Genomic DNA, 15,975 nt, shown 5'->3' on the forward strand with positions numbered 1-15,975 from the left:
CACCCACTACAGTTTCCGCTTATGAACCGAGCCTCGAACCGCCGCGAGGCCTGGCAGCGCGTACTGCACACCCTGCGTGAATCACCCGGCCTCGGAAGGCTGGCGCTCGTCCGCTTTTCCAGCCAGTTCGGCGACGGAATGTTCCAGGCCGCGCTCGGCGGCGCAATCCTCTTCAACCCGGAACGCGAAACCGATCCGGTGGCGATAGCGGCCGGCTTTGCCGTACTGCTCCTTCCTTATTCGGTGATCGGCCCCTTTGCCGGCGCTCTGCTGGATCGTTGGGACCGCCGCCTGGTGCTCCTGTGGGCGAGCGTGCTCCGCGGGCTCTTCATCCTGACCACTGCGGTGCTGTTGGTCGCCGGCGGCGGTGACACTCTGTTGTTGACCTGTGCGCTTGCTGCAATCGGAGTCAGTCGCTTCGTCGGGGCAGGCGTATCCGCAGCCCTGCCGAAGGTCGTCCGACAATCGTGGCTGGTGGCAACCAATTCCGTTCTCACAACGGCTGGTTCGGTGGTAGCCGCTCTTGGTGCTTCGGCAGCGGTGGCGATCATCGGCATGATCGGCGCGGGGGATCGAGCGTCAGGCGCCGCCGTGGCCATCGCAGCACTGGGATCGGTGATCGCGGCCCTCGCCGCGGCCAGGTTCACCGCCCGCTCACTTGGTCCGGTCGCCGACGAAGTGGTCCGCGCCAGTGCCGTCCGTTCGGTGACGGCCGGACTGCGCACCGGTGCAACCGCTGTCTGGGAGGCGCCCGGCGTCACCACGGCGATGATCGGAATCGGAGCGCACCGCATCTGCTTCGGCATCAACACCCTCATCATGGTGCTGGTCCTACGCGACACCTCGAACGGCTCCCAATTACCTGGAGGGATGGCCGGATTCGGCGTCGCCGTCGGCGCCACGGCAATCGGAATGCTGATCGCGGCATTGATCACACCGTTCCTCATCCCGCGGATCGGTCGCTCACGGACGATCACCTACGCCCTGGTGTGCGCGGTTCTCGTCCAGCTCGTCTTCGTGACCACGCTGACTCAGGGGTCGCTGCTGATCGCCGCTTTCCTGCTCGGCATCGCCGGCCAGTCCGTGAAACTCAGCGGCGACGCGGCCATGCAGATCGACATCGACGACGACCGTCGTGGTCAGGTATTCGCCCTGCAGGACACCGTGTTCAACGTCGCGTTCATCGGTGCGATCGCGGCAGCGTCGACGGTGATCGCACCCGATGGCAAGAGCGTCGGCCTGGCCGTTGCCGGTGCGGGTGTCTATGCCGCCGGATTGTCAGCGGTGCTGATCAACCGCAAGAAACGAGAAACTAGCCCTGCTGGGTAGCCCACCACTTCAGCAGTTCGGCCTCGGCCTCGTCACGCTCGAGCGGGCCGCGATCCAGACGTAATTCCTTGAGGAACGTCCATGCCTTGCCCACCTGCGGGCCGGCCGGGATGTTGAGCAGTTCCATGATGGCGTTGCCGTCGAGGTCCGGACGCACGCGAGCAAGGTCTTCCTGCTCGGCGATGCGCGCGATCCGCTCTTCGATGTCGTCGTACGTGGCCTGCAGCTGCGCGGCGCGACGCTTGTTGCGTGTTGTGCAGTCGGCCCGCACGAGCTTGTGCAAGCGGGGGAGCAGCTCGCCCGCGTCGGTGACGTACCGCCGCACCGCCGAGTCGGTCCACTGTCCCTTGCCGTAGCCGTGAAAACGCAAGTGCAGGAACACGAGCTGTGAGACGTCGTCGACCATCTGCTTCGAGAACTTCAGTGCCCGCATGCGCTTGCGCACCAGCTTGGCGCCGACCACCTCGTGGTGGTGGAAGCTGACCCCACCGCCAGGCTCGTTACGCTTGGTATCCGGCTTTCCGATGTCGTGAAGCAGTGCTGCCCAACGCAATACGAGGTCCGGATCGCCTTCTTCGAGATCGATCGCCTGCTGGAGCACCGTGAGGGAGTGCTGGTAGACGTCCTTGTGCTGGTGATGCTCGTCGATCTCGAGCTTCATCTGCGGAACCTCGGGCAGCACGTATGCAGCCAGTCCGGAGTCGACCATCATGTTGATGCCGTCCACCGGGTACATGCCCAGCATCAGTTTGTTCAGCTCCACCTGCACACGCTCGGCGGTGATTCGCTCGATCTGCGACGCCATCTCCTTGATGGCCTCGAAAACACGATTGTTCAACGTGAAACCAAGCTGCGAGACGAACCGGGCAGCACGCAGCATCCGCAGCGGATCGTCGTTGAACGAGTTTTCCGGCGCCGACGGCGTATCGAGCTCTCCGGCCAACAGCGCGTCCATGCCGTTCAGCGGATCGACAAACGTGTAGGAACCGTCCGCGCCGATCTTCATCGCCATCGCGTTGACGGTGAAATCGCGGCGCACCAGATCGTCGGCCAACGTCGTGCCGTACTCGACTATCGGATTACGAGAGACGCGATCGTAAGCGTCGGCCCGGAAGGTCGTGATCTCGATCTCCTGGCCGTGCTTGATGGCGCTGATGGTCCCGAACTCGATGCCCGTGTCCCACTGCTTGTCCACCCAGCCCTTGAGCAGAGCCTGAACCTTCTCCGGCCTGGCGTCCGTCGTGAAGTCCAGATCGCCACTGAAGCGGCCGAGGATCGCGTCGCGAACACTGCCACCCACCAGGAACAGCTCGTGACCGGCCGCAGCAAAACGCTCACCGAGCGGGTTCAACACGTCGGACAACGTGCCGAGCGTTGCAGTGGCGTCGGCAAGCAGTCGTAGGCGGCGATCAGCGTCGGAGGTAGGGACAGTCACGTGAAAGGAGCTTACTTAAGGTGCGCAAATAGCAGAACGCGCATACGAACGCGATAGACCGCTTTGCGCGGGTTACCGGGCAACGCTGCAACGCCAACTAGTATCGATGAGGTGTCTGGTGCCGAACGAACAAACAGGAGTCGCCGCAACCCGCGGCGTCGACCTGCCGTCGGCAACCCCGATAAACCTTTGATGCGAACCGTCCGTGAAACTTCTGCGGGCGGCTTGGTCGTCGACGGCTGGGGCGGACCCCCGGAACGTCTCTGCGCTGCACTGATCGGCCGAACCGACCGCCGCGGACGCCTGCTCTGGTCGCTACCGAAGGGCCATATCGAACAAGGTGAGACCGCTGAGCAGACCGCGATGCGTGAGGTCGAAGAAGAAACCGGTATCCAGGGAACCGTCCTGGCACCGCTGGGCAGCATCGACTACTGGTTCGTGACCGAAGGTCGACGCGTCCACAAGACCGTGCACCACTACCTCCTCCGCTTTCTCGGCGGTGAACTCTCCGACGAGGACATCGAGGTCACCGAAGTCGCCTGGGTGCCGCTGACGGAATTGCACTCGCGCCTCGCATACGCCGACGAGCGCAAACTCGCAGAACTCGCGTCCCAGATGATCGCCGAGATGCCGCGAACGGAAATACGGCAAGAACAGCGCCCGAAGGAACCGGACGCCGGATGAGAATGGCTCTGCGGCGGGCCGGTGTGGCCGCTTTGGTGATGGCCGCTGTCGGTTTCGGGCCTGCAACGACGGCCGTCGCAGGTGCAGCGCCGTCCAGCCAGCCCAGTGAGCGCGCCCCGGCGCGAAACACCAACGATGCCAAATTTCTGCAGCTGACCATCGACTCCACCGCACCGACCACGGTGACGACCACCAGCGACCGCAACGTCGTGGTCAAGGGCACGGTGAAGAACGTCGGTGATCGTCCCGTCGAGGACGTCGGCGTGAGGTTGCAACGTGCTCCCGCGATCGACTCCAGTTCGGACGTGCGCGCCGCACTCGACTTCGACCAGGCCGTTTTCGACACGGTCGGCGAATTCGACACCGTTGCCACCACCCTCGACACCGGCCAGTCCAAGCAGTTCACGCTCACCCTGCCGCTCCGGAGCACAACCGGGTTGTCCCTCGACATCACCGAACCCGGCGTCTACCCGATGCTCGTCAACGTGAACGGGACCCCGGAGTACGGCGGTGCCGCCCGACTCGACGACGCACGCTTCCTGCTCCCCGTCCTCGGTGTGCCGGCCGCAGCCGAATCGAACGCCACAGCCGGAACCCCCAGTTCGTCCGCCACGGCGGTCGTTCCCCCCGACACGTCCGCCCCGATCGGCGTCACGCTCATGTGGCCGCTGGCCGACGCGCCACGACTCGTCGGCGGAATCCCCGGCGCGGTCAACGAGCCCGTACGCCTGATCGACGACGAACTTGCCACCGAACTTTCCGACGGCGGCCGTCTGGACGCGTTGGTCGATGCGGTGGAGAACGCCACCAAGCCCGAGAGCGATACCGATCGCCGCGTCACGGATGCGCTCTGCCTGGCAATCGACCCCGACCTTCTGATCGCCGTCGAGAACATGACTCGCGGATACCTCGTGGCCGACAACTCGTCAGATCCCACCGGACCGTCGCACGAAGGCCGCGGCAGCGACGCCGCCAACCAGTGGCTCGGCCGGGTGAAGACGCTCGCGTCCTCGATGTGCACGACGGCGGTTCCGTTCGCCCAGGCCGATCTCGCCGCGGTCACCTCGGTGGCCAATCCGGAGTTGACGGCTACCGCGCTCACACGGCCGGCGGACATCGTCGACAACATCCTCGGCGTGACCTCACTGCGAGATTTCGTCTGGCCGGATTCGGGTGTCCTCGACTCGGCCACCGCAGAGGTGCTGAGCGTGAATCCCACCACAGCGATGGTGGCTGACACTTCCGTCGACTCGGCAGCTCCGCAGCTGTCGTCGCGGATAACCGGCTCACTCGACGCGCTTGCCTTCGACACCTCGGCGGCAGCAGCGTTGGCCGCCACCGGCTCGGAACCGCAGGTCCCGTCGTACATCCCCGACGACACCGCGCCGACCATCGACATCGAATCGCGCAGCGCCCGGCGTCAGGACGCGCTGGGGGCGATGGCCTGGGCCGCGCTGACGCCGACGTCGCTGCCGCGCAATCAGATCTTCGCGCCGCCGCAACTGTGGACCGCCGACAGCAACGACGCCACGGCGGTGCTCTCGATGCTCGCGACCCTCATCCGGTCCGGGCTCGCCTCACCTCAGGCCTTGCCGGCGCTGCTCGGCAGGCAACCGGGCGCGACGGACGCCGCCACGCTCGACTACCCGGACCGGGCTACCCAGGACGGTCCGCAGACGTCCGTCGTCGAGACCGCAACCACCCAACTTCCGCGTATCGACGGGCTCGAAGCTTCGCTCGTGGACGATCCGGCGGCTTCGCTCACCCCCCGGGGATTCACGGCGCCGCTCCGCGAAGATCTGCTCCGTTCGATGACCTTGGCCGATCGCCGCAACGTCGACTCCGCTTCGGTCAATCGGGCGGAGCGCGCTGCGACCATCCGCGCCGACAACGTCACCGAAGCCGTCGACGGGATGTACCGGGCCGTCAGTGTGGTGTCGCCGGGCGGCGTCTACACCCTTGCGTCGGGGCAGAGTCCGCTCCTGCTGGTGGCGCGCAACGAACTGCCCATCGCCATCAACGTCGACCTGCGTGTGGAAGCCCCACCCGAGATGCAGATCAGTGACATCGGTCCCAAACAGCTGCCGCCGCGAGGTAGCCGACAGTTGACTGTGCCCGCGGAAATGAACGATTCTCGCAAGCTGGAAGTCAACTTCTCGCTGACCACGACAGATGGCCGCCAATTGGGTACGCCGACCAGCGTGACCGTACGGTCGAATGCGTACGGTCGTCCCCTGGCCGCCGTGACGGCGACAGCGGGAGGGTTGCTGCTGTTCCTGGCAGGGCGACGGCTGTGGCATCGATTCAAGGGTCAGCCGGACCCAGCAGATGAAGGGTACGAACGCTCATGACCGGGAATCCACCCGAGGAGGGTCGCCGCTCGGCGATCACCCGCAAGAGTGCCACGACCCGCTCGCATCCTCGGATGCCACCGTGGGAGCGCGGTTACCCGATCCAGCCGGTCAACCCGGACGCACGTTTCGACGACGCACCCACCATGACCATCCCGGTGATCCGCGACTACCCCCGGTACCGCGAAGCCGAGATGGAATTCGCCGACCGGCAGACGACCACGTCGGACGAGTTCGACACCGACGCCCATGTCCAGGTCGGGGAACGCAAGGAGACGAACTCTCGACTTCTCGCGGCAACGGGTTCCATCGCGATCGCGACGCTGACGAGCCGTATCACGGGATTCGCCAAGCAGTTGATGATCCTGATGGTCCTGGGCCCGGCCATCGCCAGTTCGTTCACCGTGGCCAGCCAGATTCCGAACATGATCGCGGAACTGGTTCTGGGCGCCGTGCTGACCGCCATCGTCGTCCCCGTGCTGGTTCGCGCCGAGCGGGAGGACGCCGATCACGGCGAAGCGTTTGTCCGACGCCTCTTCACGGCGTCGCTCGTTCTACTCGGCATGGCCGCGCTGCTCGCGACCCTGGCAGCACCCGTACTCACCAAATACGTCTTCCTGTCCGAAGACGGCAAGGTCAGCACCGACCTGACCACGGCGCTGTCTTATCTGCTTCTGCCGGCGATCCTGTTCTACGGGCTGTCGGCGCTGTTCACAGCGTTTCTGAACACCAGACAGATCTTCAAGCCCGGAGCCTGGGCTCCCGTACTCAACAATGTCGTCGTCCTCGTGGTGCTCGTGGTCTATCGCCTGACTCCGGGTGAGATCTCGCTTGATCCGGTCTCGATGGGCGATGCAAAGCTGCTCACCCTCGGCATCGGCATCACCATCGGCGTCATCGTGCAGGCAGCCAGCCTGATCCCCGCGCTTCGCCGCGAGAAGATCTCGCTCAAGCCGCTGTGGGGTCTCGACGACCGCCTGCGCCAGTTCGGCGGCATGGCCGTCGCCATCGTCTTGTACGTCCTGATCAGCCAGATGGGCATGATCTTCGCGACCAAGATTTCCTCACATGCCGACGAAGCCGGCCCTGCCATCTACAGCCAGGCCTGGTTGCTCCTGCAACTCCCGTACGGCGTGCTCGGAGTGACGGTTCTGACCGCGATCATGCCGCGCCTGAGCCGCAACGCGGCGGCCGACGACACCCCGGCAGTCGTGGACGATCTGTCGGTCGCAACGCGTCTGACCATGATCACGCTGGTTCCGATCATCATGTTCCTGACCTTCATGGGTCCGCAGGTCGGTGAAGCGCTCTACGGTTACGGCCGCTTCGGACCCGAACAGGCCGAACGACTCGGCACCGCCGTCAGCTGGTCGGCATTCACGTTGATTCCGTACGCGCTGGTCCTGATCCAACTTCGTGTGTTCTACGCCCGCGAACAAGCCTGGACGCCGACGTGGATCGTTCTCGGCATCACTGCAGTGAAAATCGCTTTCTCGGCGCTCGCTCCGGTCTTCGCATCCAACAGCGATCAGGTCGTGATCCTGCTCGGTGCGGCCAACGGTCTCGGATACATCACCGGCGCCGTCATCGGCGGGTACCTCCTGCACCGCAGCCTCGGAAACCTGCAGATGGCCAACGTGGGCAAGACAGTCTGGTCCGTCGTACTCGCCTCGCTGGCCGGGTCGTTGACCATGCTCGCGGTCGACCGGGTCCTCGGATTCGATCAACTCACCGAGCGTTTCGGCGGACCTGGCTCGATGGTTCGCGTCGCCGTCGGCGGCATCCTGATGCTCGCGATCACCTTCACGATTCTCTACTTCAAGAAGGTTCCGGAAGTCCTGTCGGTAACGGTTGCGGTCTCCCGCAAGATTCGTTCACTGACAGGTCGCGCCGAACCGGACACACGTAACAACACCGACGACGACGTCACCGAGCTGATTCCTGCAATCAGAACGGAATCAAACCAGCAAGAACGACCGGGTGCGCTCCCGTACCCTGGTCGTGGGCGTACAGGATCGCAACCCGCGCGTATTCGGGGACGGGCTATCGATGGAGAAGGAGCGAGGGTGAGCGACGACAACGTTTCCGGCAACAAGAGTGCCGGGACTTCTGCCGTGAAAGCGTCCGAACAGAAGTCAACGGCATCGTCGGGCACACCTGCATCCACGAGTTCCTCCGCATCTGCCGGCCAGAAGCCACAGCAGGGTCAGAAGCCACAGCAGCCCGCACAGCGACCGCAGCAGGGCCAAAGCCCGCAGGGTCAGAAGCCGCAGCCGCCGGTGCAGAAGGCCGCTCCGCCGGTACCTCCGGTCAGTGTGTCCAAGACACCTTCGGCGCCCGTGTCGAAGACACCTTCAGCACCTGTCTCGAAGACACCCGCGCCGAAGACGCCTGCTCCGGACAAGAAGGCACCCGAATCTCAGAAGACGGCTGCCGCTCAGACACCGCCCACTGCACCTCGCACACCTGCCGCCGGATCCGCATCACGACCGGCCCAGCGACCGATGCCCCGTGGACCGAAGCTCATCCCGGGCGCATCTGTCGCCGGCGGACGCTACCGTCTGCTCGCGCCGCACGGCGGAACCCGCGGACTGCAGTTCTGGGAAGCTCTCGACGTCAAGCTCGACCGTGAAGTAGCCCTGACGTTCGTCGACGCCGATCAGCGCGGTGACGACGACAGCCAGTCCGGACCGCAGGCAGTTCTCTCACGCACTCTGCGCCTGGGACGAATCAACTCGCCCGGTCTGGCTCGCGTCCTCGACGTCGTCCGCGGAAGCTCGGGCGGCATCGTCGTCGCCGAATGGACTCCCGGCCGTTCGCTGCGTGAGATGGCCGAGACGACGCCGTCGCCGATCGGTGCAGCCCGCGCCATCCGCGCCCTCGCGGCGGCTGCCGAAGCTGCTCACCGCACCGGCGGTGCGCTGTCCATCGATCACCCGGACCGCGTTCGCATCAGCATCAACGGTGACGCCGTACTGGCGTTCCCGGCGACGCTTGCCGACGCCGATTCCACCAGCGACGTCCGCGGTCTCGGCGCCATGCTGTACTCGCTCATCACGGCGCGCTGGCCGCTCGCCGATCCGTCCGCCGGTCCCGTCGGTGGTTTGCTTCCCGCCGGCCGCGGCGCCGACGGGAACATCGTCGAGCCTCGCGTCGTCCGTCCGGAGGTTCCGTTCGACATCTCGGCCGTTGCGGTTCGAGCGTTGCAGTCGGAGAGTGGAATCCGCACTGCTGCCACCGTGCAGCACATCCTCGATCAGGCGTCCGTCGTCAACGACAAGACGGAAATGATTCCGGCACTTCGTCTCGGCCACCGCGAACAGGGTGCGTCGGGTCATGCACTGAACGACCCCGAAGCCATCGAGGCCGAGAAGAAGAAGTCGACGCGGATGCTCGCGGCACTGACGGCGCTCGGTGTCTTCACCGTGATCGTCCTGATTCTCCTTGTGGTGTGGGTAGCGAGCTTCCTCTCGGGTGGCAGTAACGACACCCCGCTCAGCGAGCAGAGTTTCGGACTGACCACCGAAGCCACTGCGCCCGAGAACAATTCACCGGCGCCCGCACCGGCGGCAGCAACCGTTCCGGTAGCTTCCTCGGCCGTAACGGTGTTCTCACCCCAGGGAACGCCGGATCAGCCGGCAACAGCGAAGAACGCCATCGACGGCAATCCGGCCACCGCATGGTCGTCGGATTCGTACTTCCAGCCGTTCCCGTCGCTGAAGAACGGTGTCGGCCTGATGGTGACGCTTGCCGATGCCGCCAACCTGAAGAACGTTGCGATCACGTCTGATTCGCCGGGAACCGTCGTTGAAATCCGTTCTGCCCCTTCTGCGAATACTTCGCTGGATCAGACCAAGGAAATCGGATCGGGTGTCCTGAAGAACGGCGTGACCGACATTCCAGTCACGTCGGACGGCTCGGGTCAGTATGTCCTGGTTTGGATTACGCAGCTCAGCACCGAATCCGGACAAAACCAGACATCCATCTCGGAGATTGCATTCACTGCTGCAAAGTGATCGCCCTTGGCCCTTCTGAAACCTACCGACTGGGCTAATATCCGCCCGTGCACAGTTATCGGGGGGGCACCGGGGGCGGAGCCGGAAAATTCGAATCCAGAAGTTTCGAGAACAAGAATCTCGAGGCGACGGATTTCGAATTGTTGACTGCTCATGTCGAGGGCGATCAGCATGCGTTCCGTGAACTACTGACCAGGCATCAGGATCATCTATGGCACGTTGCCCGGCGTACGAGCTACTCGGACGAGGATGCGGCCGACGCTCTCCAGGAGGGTCTGCTGTCCGCGCACCGCAAGGCCGCGAAGTTCCGCGGCGACGCGGCGGTGCGTAGTTGGCTCCACACCATCGTGGTCAATGCCTGCCTCGACCGGATCCGACGCAACAAATCACGGGCGGCGTTCTCTCTGTCTTCGGAGAACGCGGAGGAACCCCGCGATCACCGCGACTATGCGGCGACAGTGGACATGAGCCTGACCGTCGAACAGGCACTGGCATCGCTGCCGCCTGAGCAGCGTGCTGCCGTCGTCGCCGTCGATGTCGAGGGGTATCCGGTAGCCGAGGCCGCCGAGAGGTTGGGAGTGCCCGTAGGGACCGTGAAGAGTCGCTGCGCCCGCGCGCGCAAGCGTCTCGCCGCCCAGTTGGAGGACTTTCGCGAAGGCGGGAACCATTCGTGAACCGGCCGCGTCCTATCTTGTAAGGGTCCGCACCGACTGCCGAGGGAGGGTTCATGACAGATCCGTCTGTTCGCGTTCCGTCGCCTCCGTTTTCGGAAGACCTACTCGCAGATCTTCACGCCGGGGTTCTCGATTCCGAAACCAGTGCGGCTCTGTGGCCGGTGGTACACGCAGATCCTGACGCCCATGCATTTGTCACCGCCCTTGACGGCGTCACGGCATCACTCGCGACACTGAACTCGAGCAAGGCCACTCACGAACGGATTCCGAATTCGCTTGCCGAGCGAATCAATTCGGCACTGGATCTACAGTCAGAACAGCTGGAGCCGCAAGCTGAGGCATCTGTCGTGCCGTTCCGGCGGCGCCCACAAGCGTGGGTTCTCGGTGCCGCAGCAGCCGTGTTGGCGGCCTTCGTGATCGTTGTTATCGGAATCCGAGATTCCGAACCTGCCGAAAGTGTTGTCGCTCAACCGAGCACACCGGCGACGTCTGCTGTCGACGATCCGGATTCGGCGTCTCTGCTCTCACTCGTCGGATCCAAAAACCTTGGACCACTGGATGATCCATCCAAACTTGCCGGATGCCTACGCGCCAACGGCATCGACGAGGGCTGGCCTTTGCTCGGTTCCGGCGAGATTCGCATCGACGGGGCGCCGGCGATAGTCCTACTCTTCACGGGATCGCAGCCGCGTCAGATCACTGCACTGACTGTTGGCATCAACTGCAGCGACGGGAATCCGAATACGTTGTCGGTCAAGAACATCGGCTGACGTCGACGGTCAGCGCGGTGTTGCCGCCGGGAGTAAGAGCTCGAGGATTCTCCCACGCAATGCGTCCGTATCATCCTCGACCGCTATCAGACTCGAAAACATCGCTGCCCCGGCCGCCAATACCAGCACGGCCTTGGCATCGAGCAGTGCCGATTCAGGATCTTCGGCGTTCTGAAGGAACAGTTGGGTACTCGGTCCACTGAACCCGCGCCACAATTCGTTGCGCAGGTCGTCGTGGTCGCGCAGGGCCGCCAGCAATCCTGGCGACGCGGCGCGAACCTCGGGACGGGAGAAGAGCTGAGCACTTCCCTCCACCACCCAACGGATCCAGCCGTCGCGATCGGTGCCCTCGAACGGTGTCAGGTCCGGTGTCGCCCCCAGGATCGACCCGAGAACAAGATGTGCCTTCGACGGCCATCGCCGCGACATCGAGGCTCGGCTGACGCCTGCCCGTGCCGCGATCGCCCGGAGACTGAGTTGATCCCAACCGACCTCGAGGAGCATCGCTCGGGTGACCTCGAGGACTGTGTCGTCGATGCGTGGGTCTCGTGGGCGACCTGATCCTGTGGCATTCATCGTGTCGAATTGTCGGACAGATTGGGAGTAGGCGCTATATCGTCGTAGTTACGAGTCCACTGGCATCGTAAAGATCAGGCCGCCGCAGGAAGTTGAAAATGACCACAGCGCCCACACCGTCGATATTCGAACCCACACGTCTCGGCCCTCTGACCTTGCGCAACCGCATCGTCAAAGCTGCAACGTTCGAGGGCGTCATGCCCCGGGGAGCGGTCTCGGACGATCTGATCAACTTCCACGCCGAGGTGGCCCGCGGCGGGGCCGCGATGACCACTGTCGCCTACTGCGCCGTCTCACCAGGTGGACGAGTCCACCGCGACACCCTTGTCATGGACGAGCGCGCGCTGCCGGGACTACGCAGACTGACCGACGCCGTCCACGCCGAAGGCGCACTTGCTGCGGCGCAGATCGGCCACGCGGGACTGGTCGCCAACACGCTCTCCAACAAGACGAAGACTCTGGCGCCGTCGACCCGGCTGAGTCCGCCCGCGATGGGCCTCGTCAAGGGCGCGACACTCGCCGAACTCGACGGTGTCGTCTCCGACTTCGAACGGACCGCTCGCGTCGCCGTGGACGCAGGATTCGACGCCATCGAGGTCCATCTCGGCCACAACTACCTCCTCAGTTCGTTCATGAGCCCCAATCTGAACAAGCGCCACGATCGATACGGTGGCAGCGTCGCCAAGCGCGCCGAGTATCCGCGTCGAGTCGTCGAAGCGGTGCGACGGGCCGCTGGATCCAGCGTGGCGGTCACCGCGAAATTCAACATGTCCGATGGGGTGCCGAAAGGTCTGTGGCTCGACCAGAGCCTGCCGATCGCCCAGATCCTCGAAGCCGACGGCCATCTGGATGCGATGCAATTGACCGGTGGCAGTTCACTTCTCAACGGAATGTACTTCTTCCGCGGTGAGGTCCCACTGGCTGAGTTTGTCGCCTCCCAACCCAAACTCGTCGGGTACGGGCTGAAGTTCTACGGTCCCAAACTCTTTCCGACGTACCCGTTCGAGGAGGGCTTCTTCCTGCCCTTCGCCCGTCAGTTCCGACAGGCGCTGAGGATGCCACTGATCCTGCTCGGCGGCATCAACCGCGTCGACACCATCGAGCACGCACTGGATGAAGGATTCGAATTCGTCGCCATGGCGCGCGCGCTCCTCAGGGACCCACAACTGGTCAACAAATTCCGAGCCGAGAGCGTCGACGAGGGGTTGTGTATCCACTGCAACAAGTGCATGCCCACCATCTACACCGGCACACGCTGTGTGGTTCGGGACGCGCTGGTGGTTCGGGAGGCAGCGCGCCCCGCCCAGTGAGTCCCACACTGTGAGCTGCCGGCTGTGAGCCACTTTCCAGCCGAGTGCGGGAACAACACCCCTTATCCTGGTGTTGATCGGTACGGCTCTCCAAGAAGCGGAGGGTCTGCACTCACTATTGGAAGGCTCGCATGACCACCCAGCTGGAAAACACGCCCGCGGTCCATGACGTCATCATTGTCGGTTCCGGACCGGCCGGCTACACCGCTGGTGTCTACACCGCGCGCGCTGAGCTCCAGCCCCTGCTCTTCGAGGGAACCCAGTTCGGTGGCGCCCTCATGACCACCACCGAGGTCGAGAACTTCCCCGGATTCCGCGAAGGAATCATGGGCCCCGATCTGATGGAACAGATGCGTGAGCAGGCACTTCGCTTCGACACCGACATCCGCACCGAGGACGTCGAAGAGATCGATCTCAGCGGCCCGATCAAGACGGTCGTCGCGAACGGCGAAACGTACGCCGCGCACGCGATCATCCTCGCCATGGGCGCGGCAGCCCGTTACCTCGGCATTCCCGGTGAAGAACGCCTCCTCGGCCGCGGCGTCAGCGCCTGCGCCACCTGCGACGGCTTCTTCTTCCGTGACCAGGACATCGTCGTGGTCGGCGGCGGCGACTCCGCGATGGAAGAGGCAACCTTCCTGACCCGCTTCGCTCGCTCGGTCACCCTGGTGCACCGCCGCGAGGAATTCCGCGCCTCACGGATCATGCTCGAGCGCGCCAAGGCCAACGAGAAGATCCGCTTCCTGACCAACGCGGAGCCCGTCGAGGTCCTCGGCGAGAACAGCGTCACCGGGCTCGTCGTTCGTGACACCGTCACGGGTGAGACCTCCACACTCGAGATCACCGGCATGTTCGTCGCCATCGGCCACGACCCGCGCAGTGAGCTCGTCAAGGGCCAGGTCGATCTCGACGACGCCGGATACGTGCGCGTCGCTCCCGGTTCCACCGCGACCTCCGTCGACGGCGTCTTCGCTGCCGGTGACCTGGTCGATCACACGTACCGCCAGGCGATCACCGCTGCCGGCACCGGATGCTCCGCAGCAATCGACGCCGAACGCTGGCTGGCCGACCGCGGCGACATCACCGCCAACACGCTCGACGCAGCCGGCCACACGGTCGACGTCGTCGGCGCTCCCTGATTCATCAAGCTGTCGAACCCAACCCTCGAGGAGTAACAGTGTCGAATACCGTCACCATCACCGACGATTCCTTCAAGCAGGACGTCCTGGGCAGCGACAAGCCCGTTCTGGTCGATTTCTGGGCAACCTGGTGCGGCCCGTGCAAGATGGTCGCCCCGGTCCTCGAGGAGATCGCCGGTGAGAACAGCGAGAAGCTGACCGTCGCGAAGCTCGACATCGACGCCAACCCGGCGGCCGCCCGCGATTTCCAGGTCATGTCGATCCCGACGATGATCCTGTTCAAGGACGGCAAGCCGATCAAGACGATCGTCGGCGCCAAGGGCAAGGCCGCACTGCTCAAGGACCTCGCAGACGTTCTCTGACGGCTGGATGAGCATCGTGGATTCTCGCAATCCACAGAATTTCTGAGATAATCGATCGATGTGCCTGATCGGGTCTACGACCAGGCACATCGATCGAATTCGTTAACCGATCCGAGAGGCTTTCACGCATGCACAGACTCCGACACGGCGATCACGGCCCGGCCGTCGCCGAGATTCGGGGCACATTGACGAAGCTGGGATACCTCCATCACGGAACTTCCGGTATTCGACGTGAAAGCGCCGACGGTGCCCACTGGGTTGCACCCGACGCCATCTTCGATCATCAACTCGACAGCGCCGTTCGCGCCTTCCAGCAGCAGCGTGGGCTCCTTGTCGACGGCATCGTGGGCCCGGCCACCTATCGGTCACTTCGCGAGGCCTCGTACCGCCTGGGCGCCCGTACGTTGATTTACCAGCTTTCTGCGCCGCTGTACGGCGACGACGTCGCAGCTCTGCAGGCCAAACTGCAGGACCTCGGCTTCTACGCAGGTCGGGTCGACGGTTTCTTCGGCCCGCAGACCCACGAATCTCTCTCGTCTTTCCAGCGTGAAATCGGGATCGCCGCCGACGGTATCTGCGGACCGCAGACACTGCGTTCGCTGGAACTGCTGGGAACTCGCGTCACCGGCGGATCGCCGCACGCGATCAGCGAAGAGGAGCTGGTGAGGCGCAAGGGCCCACAGCTGGGCGGCAAGCGCATCGTCATCGATCCAGGCCTCGGTGGTCCGTCCACCGGCACAATCGTCAACGGCATCTCCGAAGCCGACATCCTGTGGGATCTGGCTATGCGCCTCGAGGGGCGGATGGCAGCAACCGGGATGGAAACCTTCCTCTCCCGCCCGCACAACGCCGATCCGAGCGAGGCCGAGCGCGCGCTGACGTCCAACGCATTCGACGCCGATCTGATGATCTCCCTGCGCTGCGACAGCAACTCGAGCCCGTCGGCGAACGGCGTCGCGAGCTTCCACTTCGGAAATTCGCACGGTTCGGTCTCGATGATCGGGCAGGTGTTGACCGGTTTCGTTCAGCGCGAGATCGTTGCGCGAACTCCGTTGCGGGACTGCAGAACTCACGGTCGAACGTGGGAGTTGTTGCGCCTGACCAACATGCCGACGGTGCAGATCGATCTCGGCTACCTGTCCAACGCGTCCGACGTTGCGGTACTGACGAATCCGCGGATGCGTGACACCATCGCCGAAGCCATTTTGATCTCGGTCAAGCGGCTGTATCTGTTGGGCCAAGATGATCAGCCGACCGGTACCTTCACCTTCGCCGAGCTTCTCGCAGAAGAGCTTTCGGTAGCCGACCGCATTTCGTAGGTCCTGCGGT

The 15,975-nt window shown here is 64.1% G+C and carries 12 protein-coding genes; 10 read left to right on the plus strand and 2 right to left on the minus strand.

Going from position 1 to position 15,975, the window contains the following annotated elements; genetic code table 11:
- The first annotated feature begins 21 nt into the window (after positions 1 to 21).
- Positions 22 to 1,329: an MFS transporter gene (locus tag P0M12_RS12090; RefSeq protein WP_007729119.1), complete on the plus strand. Its 1,308-nt coding sequence runs from the start codon at positions 22 to 24 to the stop codon at positions 1,327 to 1,329.
- Here the strand turns inward: P0M12_RS12090 and P0M12_RS12095 are convergent.
- On the minus strand, positions 1,313 to 2,764 hold the full coding sequence (locus tag P0M12_RS12095) for a CCA tRNA nucleotidyltransferase (protein WP_003942535.1): 1,452 nt from the start codon (positions 2,762 to 2,764) through the stop codon (positions 1,313 to 1,315). The genes P0M12_RS12090 and P0M12_RS12095 overlap by 17 nt on opposite strands.
- A 192-nt stretch (positions 2,765 to 2,956) precedes the next feature.
- On the opposite strand from P0M12_RS12095, the gene P0M12_RS12100 reads away from it, so the two are divergent.
- From P0M12_RS12100 to P0M12_RS12120, 5 genes are read left to right on the plus strand one after another with little or no spacing between them, the layout of a single operon-like run.
- Complete coding sequence (locus P0M12_RS12100) at positions 2,957 to 3,448, plus strand: NUDIX hydrolase (protein WP_007729122.1); 492 nt, start codon at positions 2,957 to 2,959, stop codon at positions 3,446 to 3,448.
- Positions 3,445 to 5,799, plus strand: a complete 2,355-nt coding sequence (locus P0M12_RS12105) for a DUF6049 family protein (RefSeq protein ID WP_277377771.1) — start codon at positions 3,445 to 3,447, stop codon at positions 5,797 to 5,799. Before P0M12_RS12100 ends, P0M12_RS12105 begins: the two co-directional genes overlap by 4 nt.
- Positions 5,796 to 9,815 carry a lipid II flippase MurJ gene (locus P0M12_RS12110; RefSeq protein WP_277377772.1) on the plus strand — a complete coding sequence of 1,340 codons (4,020 nt, stop codon included), beginning with the start codon at positions 5,796 to 5,798 and terminating at the stop codon, positions 9,813 to 9,815. The genes P0M12_RS12105 and P0M12_RS12110 overlap by 4 nt, the downstream gene beginning before the upstream one ends.
- A 47-nt stretch (positions 9,816 to 9,862) precedes the next feature.
- On the plus strand, positions 9,863 to 10,489 hold the full coding sequence (gene sigM / locus P0M12_RS12115) for an RNA polymerase sigma factor SigM (protein ID WP_162114247.1): 627 nt from the start codon (positions 9,863 to 9,865) through the stop codon (positions 10,487 to 10,489).
- Positions 10,490 to 10,542: 53 nt separating this feature from the next.
- Complete coding sequence (locus P0M12_RS12120) at positions 10,543 to 11,259, plus strand: hypothetical protein (protein ID WP_277377773.1); 717 nt, start codon at positions 10,543 to 10,545, stop codon at positions 11,257 to 11,259.
- A 9-nt stretch (positions 11,260 to 11,268) separates the two neighbouring features.
- Here P0M12_RS12120 and P0M12_RS12125 read toward each other — a convergent pair whose 3' ends face one another.
- The gene (locus tag P0M12_RS12125) at positions 11,269 to 11,835 is read right to left on the minus strand and encodes a TetR/AcrR family transcriptional regulator (RefSeq protein WP_030537491.1); all 567 of its coding nucleotides are present in this window, start codon (positions 11,833 to 11,835) and stop codon (positions 11,269 to 11,271) included.
- 98 nt (positions 11,836 to 11,933) lie between these two features.
- Here P0M12_RS12125 and nox point away from each other — a divergent pair, with 98 nt between their 5' ends.
- From nox to P0M12_RS12145, 4 genes are all read left to right on the plus strand, one after another.
- Complete coding sequence (nox, locus tag P0M12_RS12130; RefSeq protein ID WP_277377774.1) at positions 11,934 to 13,145, plus strand: 4,4'-dithiodibutanoate disulfide reductase; 1,212 nt, start codon at positions 11,934 to 11,936, stop codon at positions 13,143 to 13,145.
- A gap of 131 nt (positions 13,146 to 13,276) precedes the next feature.
- Positions 13,277 to 14,284 carry a thioredoxin-disulfide reductase gene (gene trxB / locus P0M12_RS12135; RefSeq protein ID WP_003942521.1) on the plus strand — a complete coding sequence of 336 codons (1,008 nt, stop codon included), beginning with the start codon at positions 13,277 to 13,279 and terminating at the stop codon, positions 14,282 to 14,284.
- Positions 14,285 to 14,322: 38 nt separating this feature from the next.
- Positions 14,323 to 14,646, plus strand: a complete 324-nt coding sequence (gene trxA / locus P0M12_RS12140; protein ID WP_003942530.1) for a thioredoxin — start codon at positions 14,323 to 14,325, stop codon at positions 14,644 to 14,646.
- 128 nt (positions 14,647 to 14,774) lie between these two features.
- Complete coding sequence (locus tag P0M12_RS12145; RefSeq protein ID WP_003942558.1) at positions 14,775 to 15,965, plus strand: N-acetylmuramoyl-L-alanine amidase; 1,191 nt, start codon at positions 14,775 to 14,777, stop codon at positions 15,963 to 15,965.
- Positions 15,966 to 15,975: the final 10 nt, after the last annotated feature.

Origin of the sequence: Rhodococcus sp. RCBS9 (assembly GCF_029457415.1) — a bacterium.
Classification (GTDB): Bacteria; Actinomycetota; Actinomycetes; order Mycobacteriales; family Mycobacteriaceae; genus Rhodococcus_F; species Rhodococcus_F qingshengii.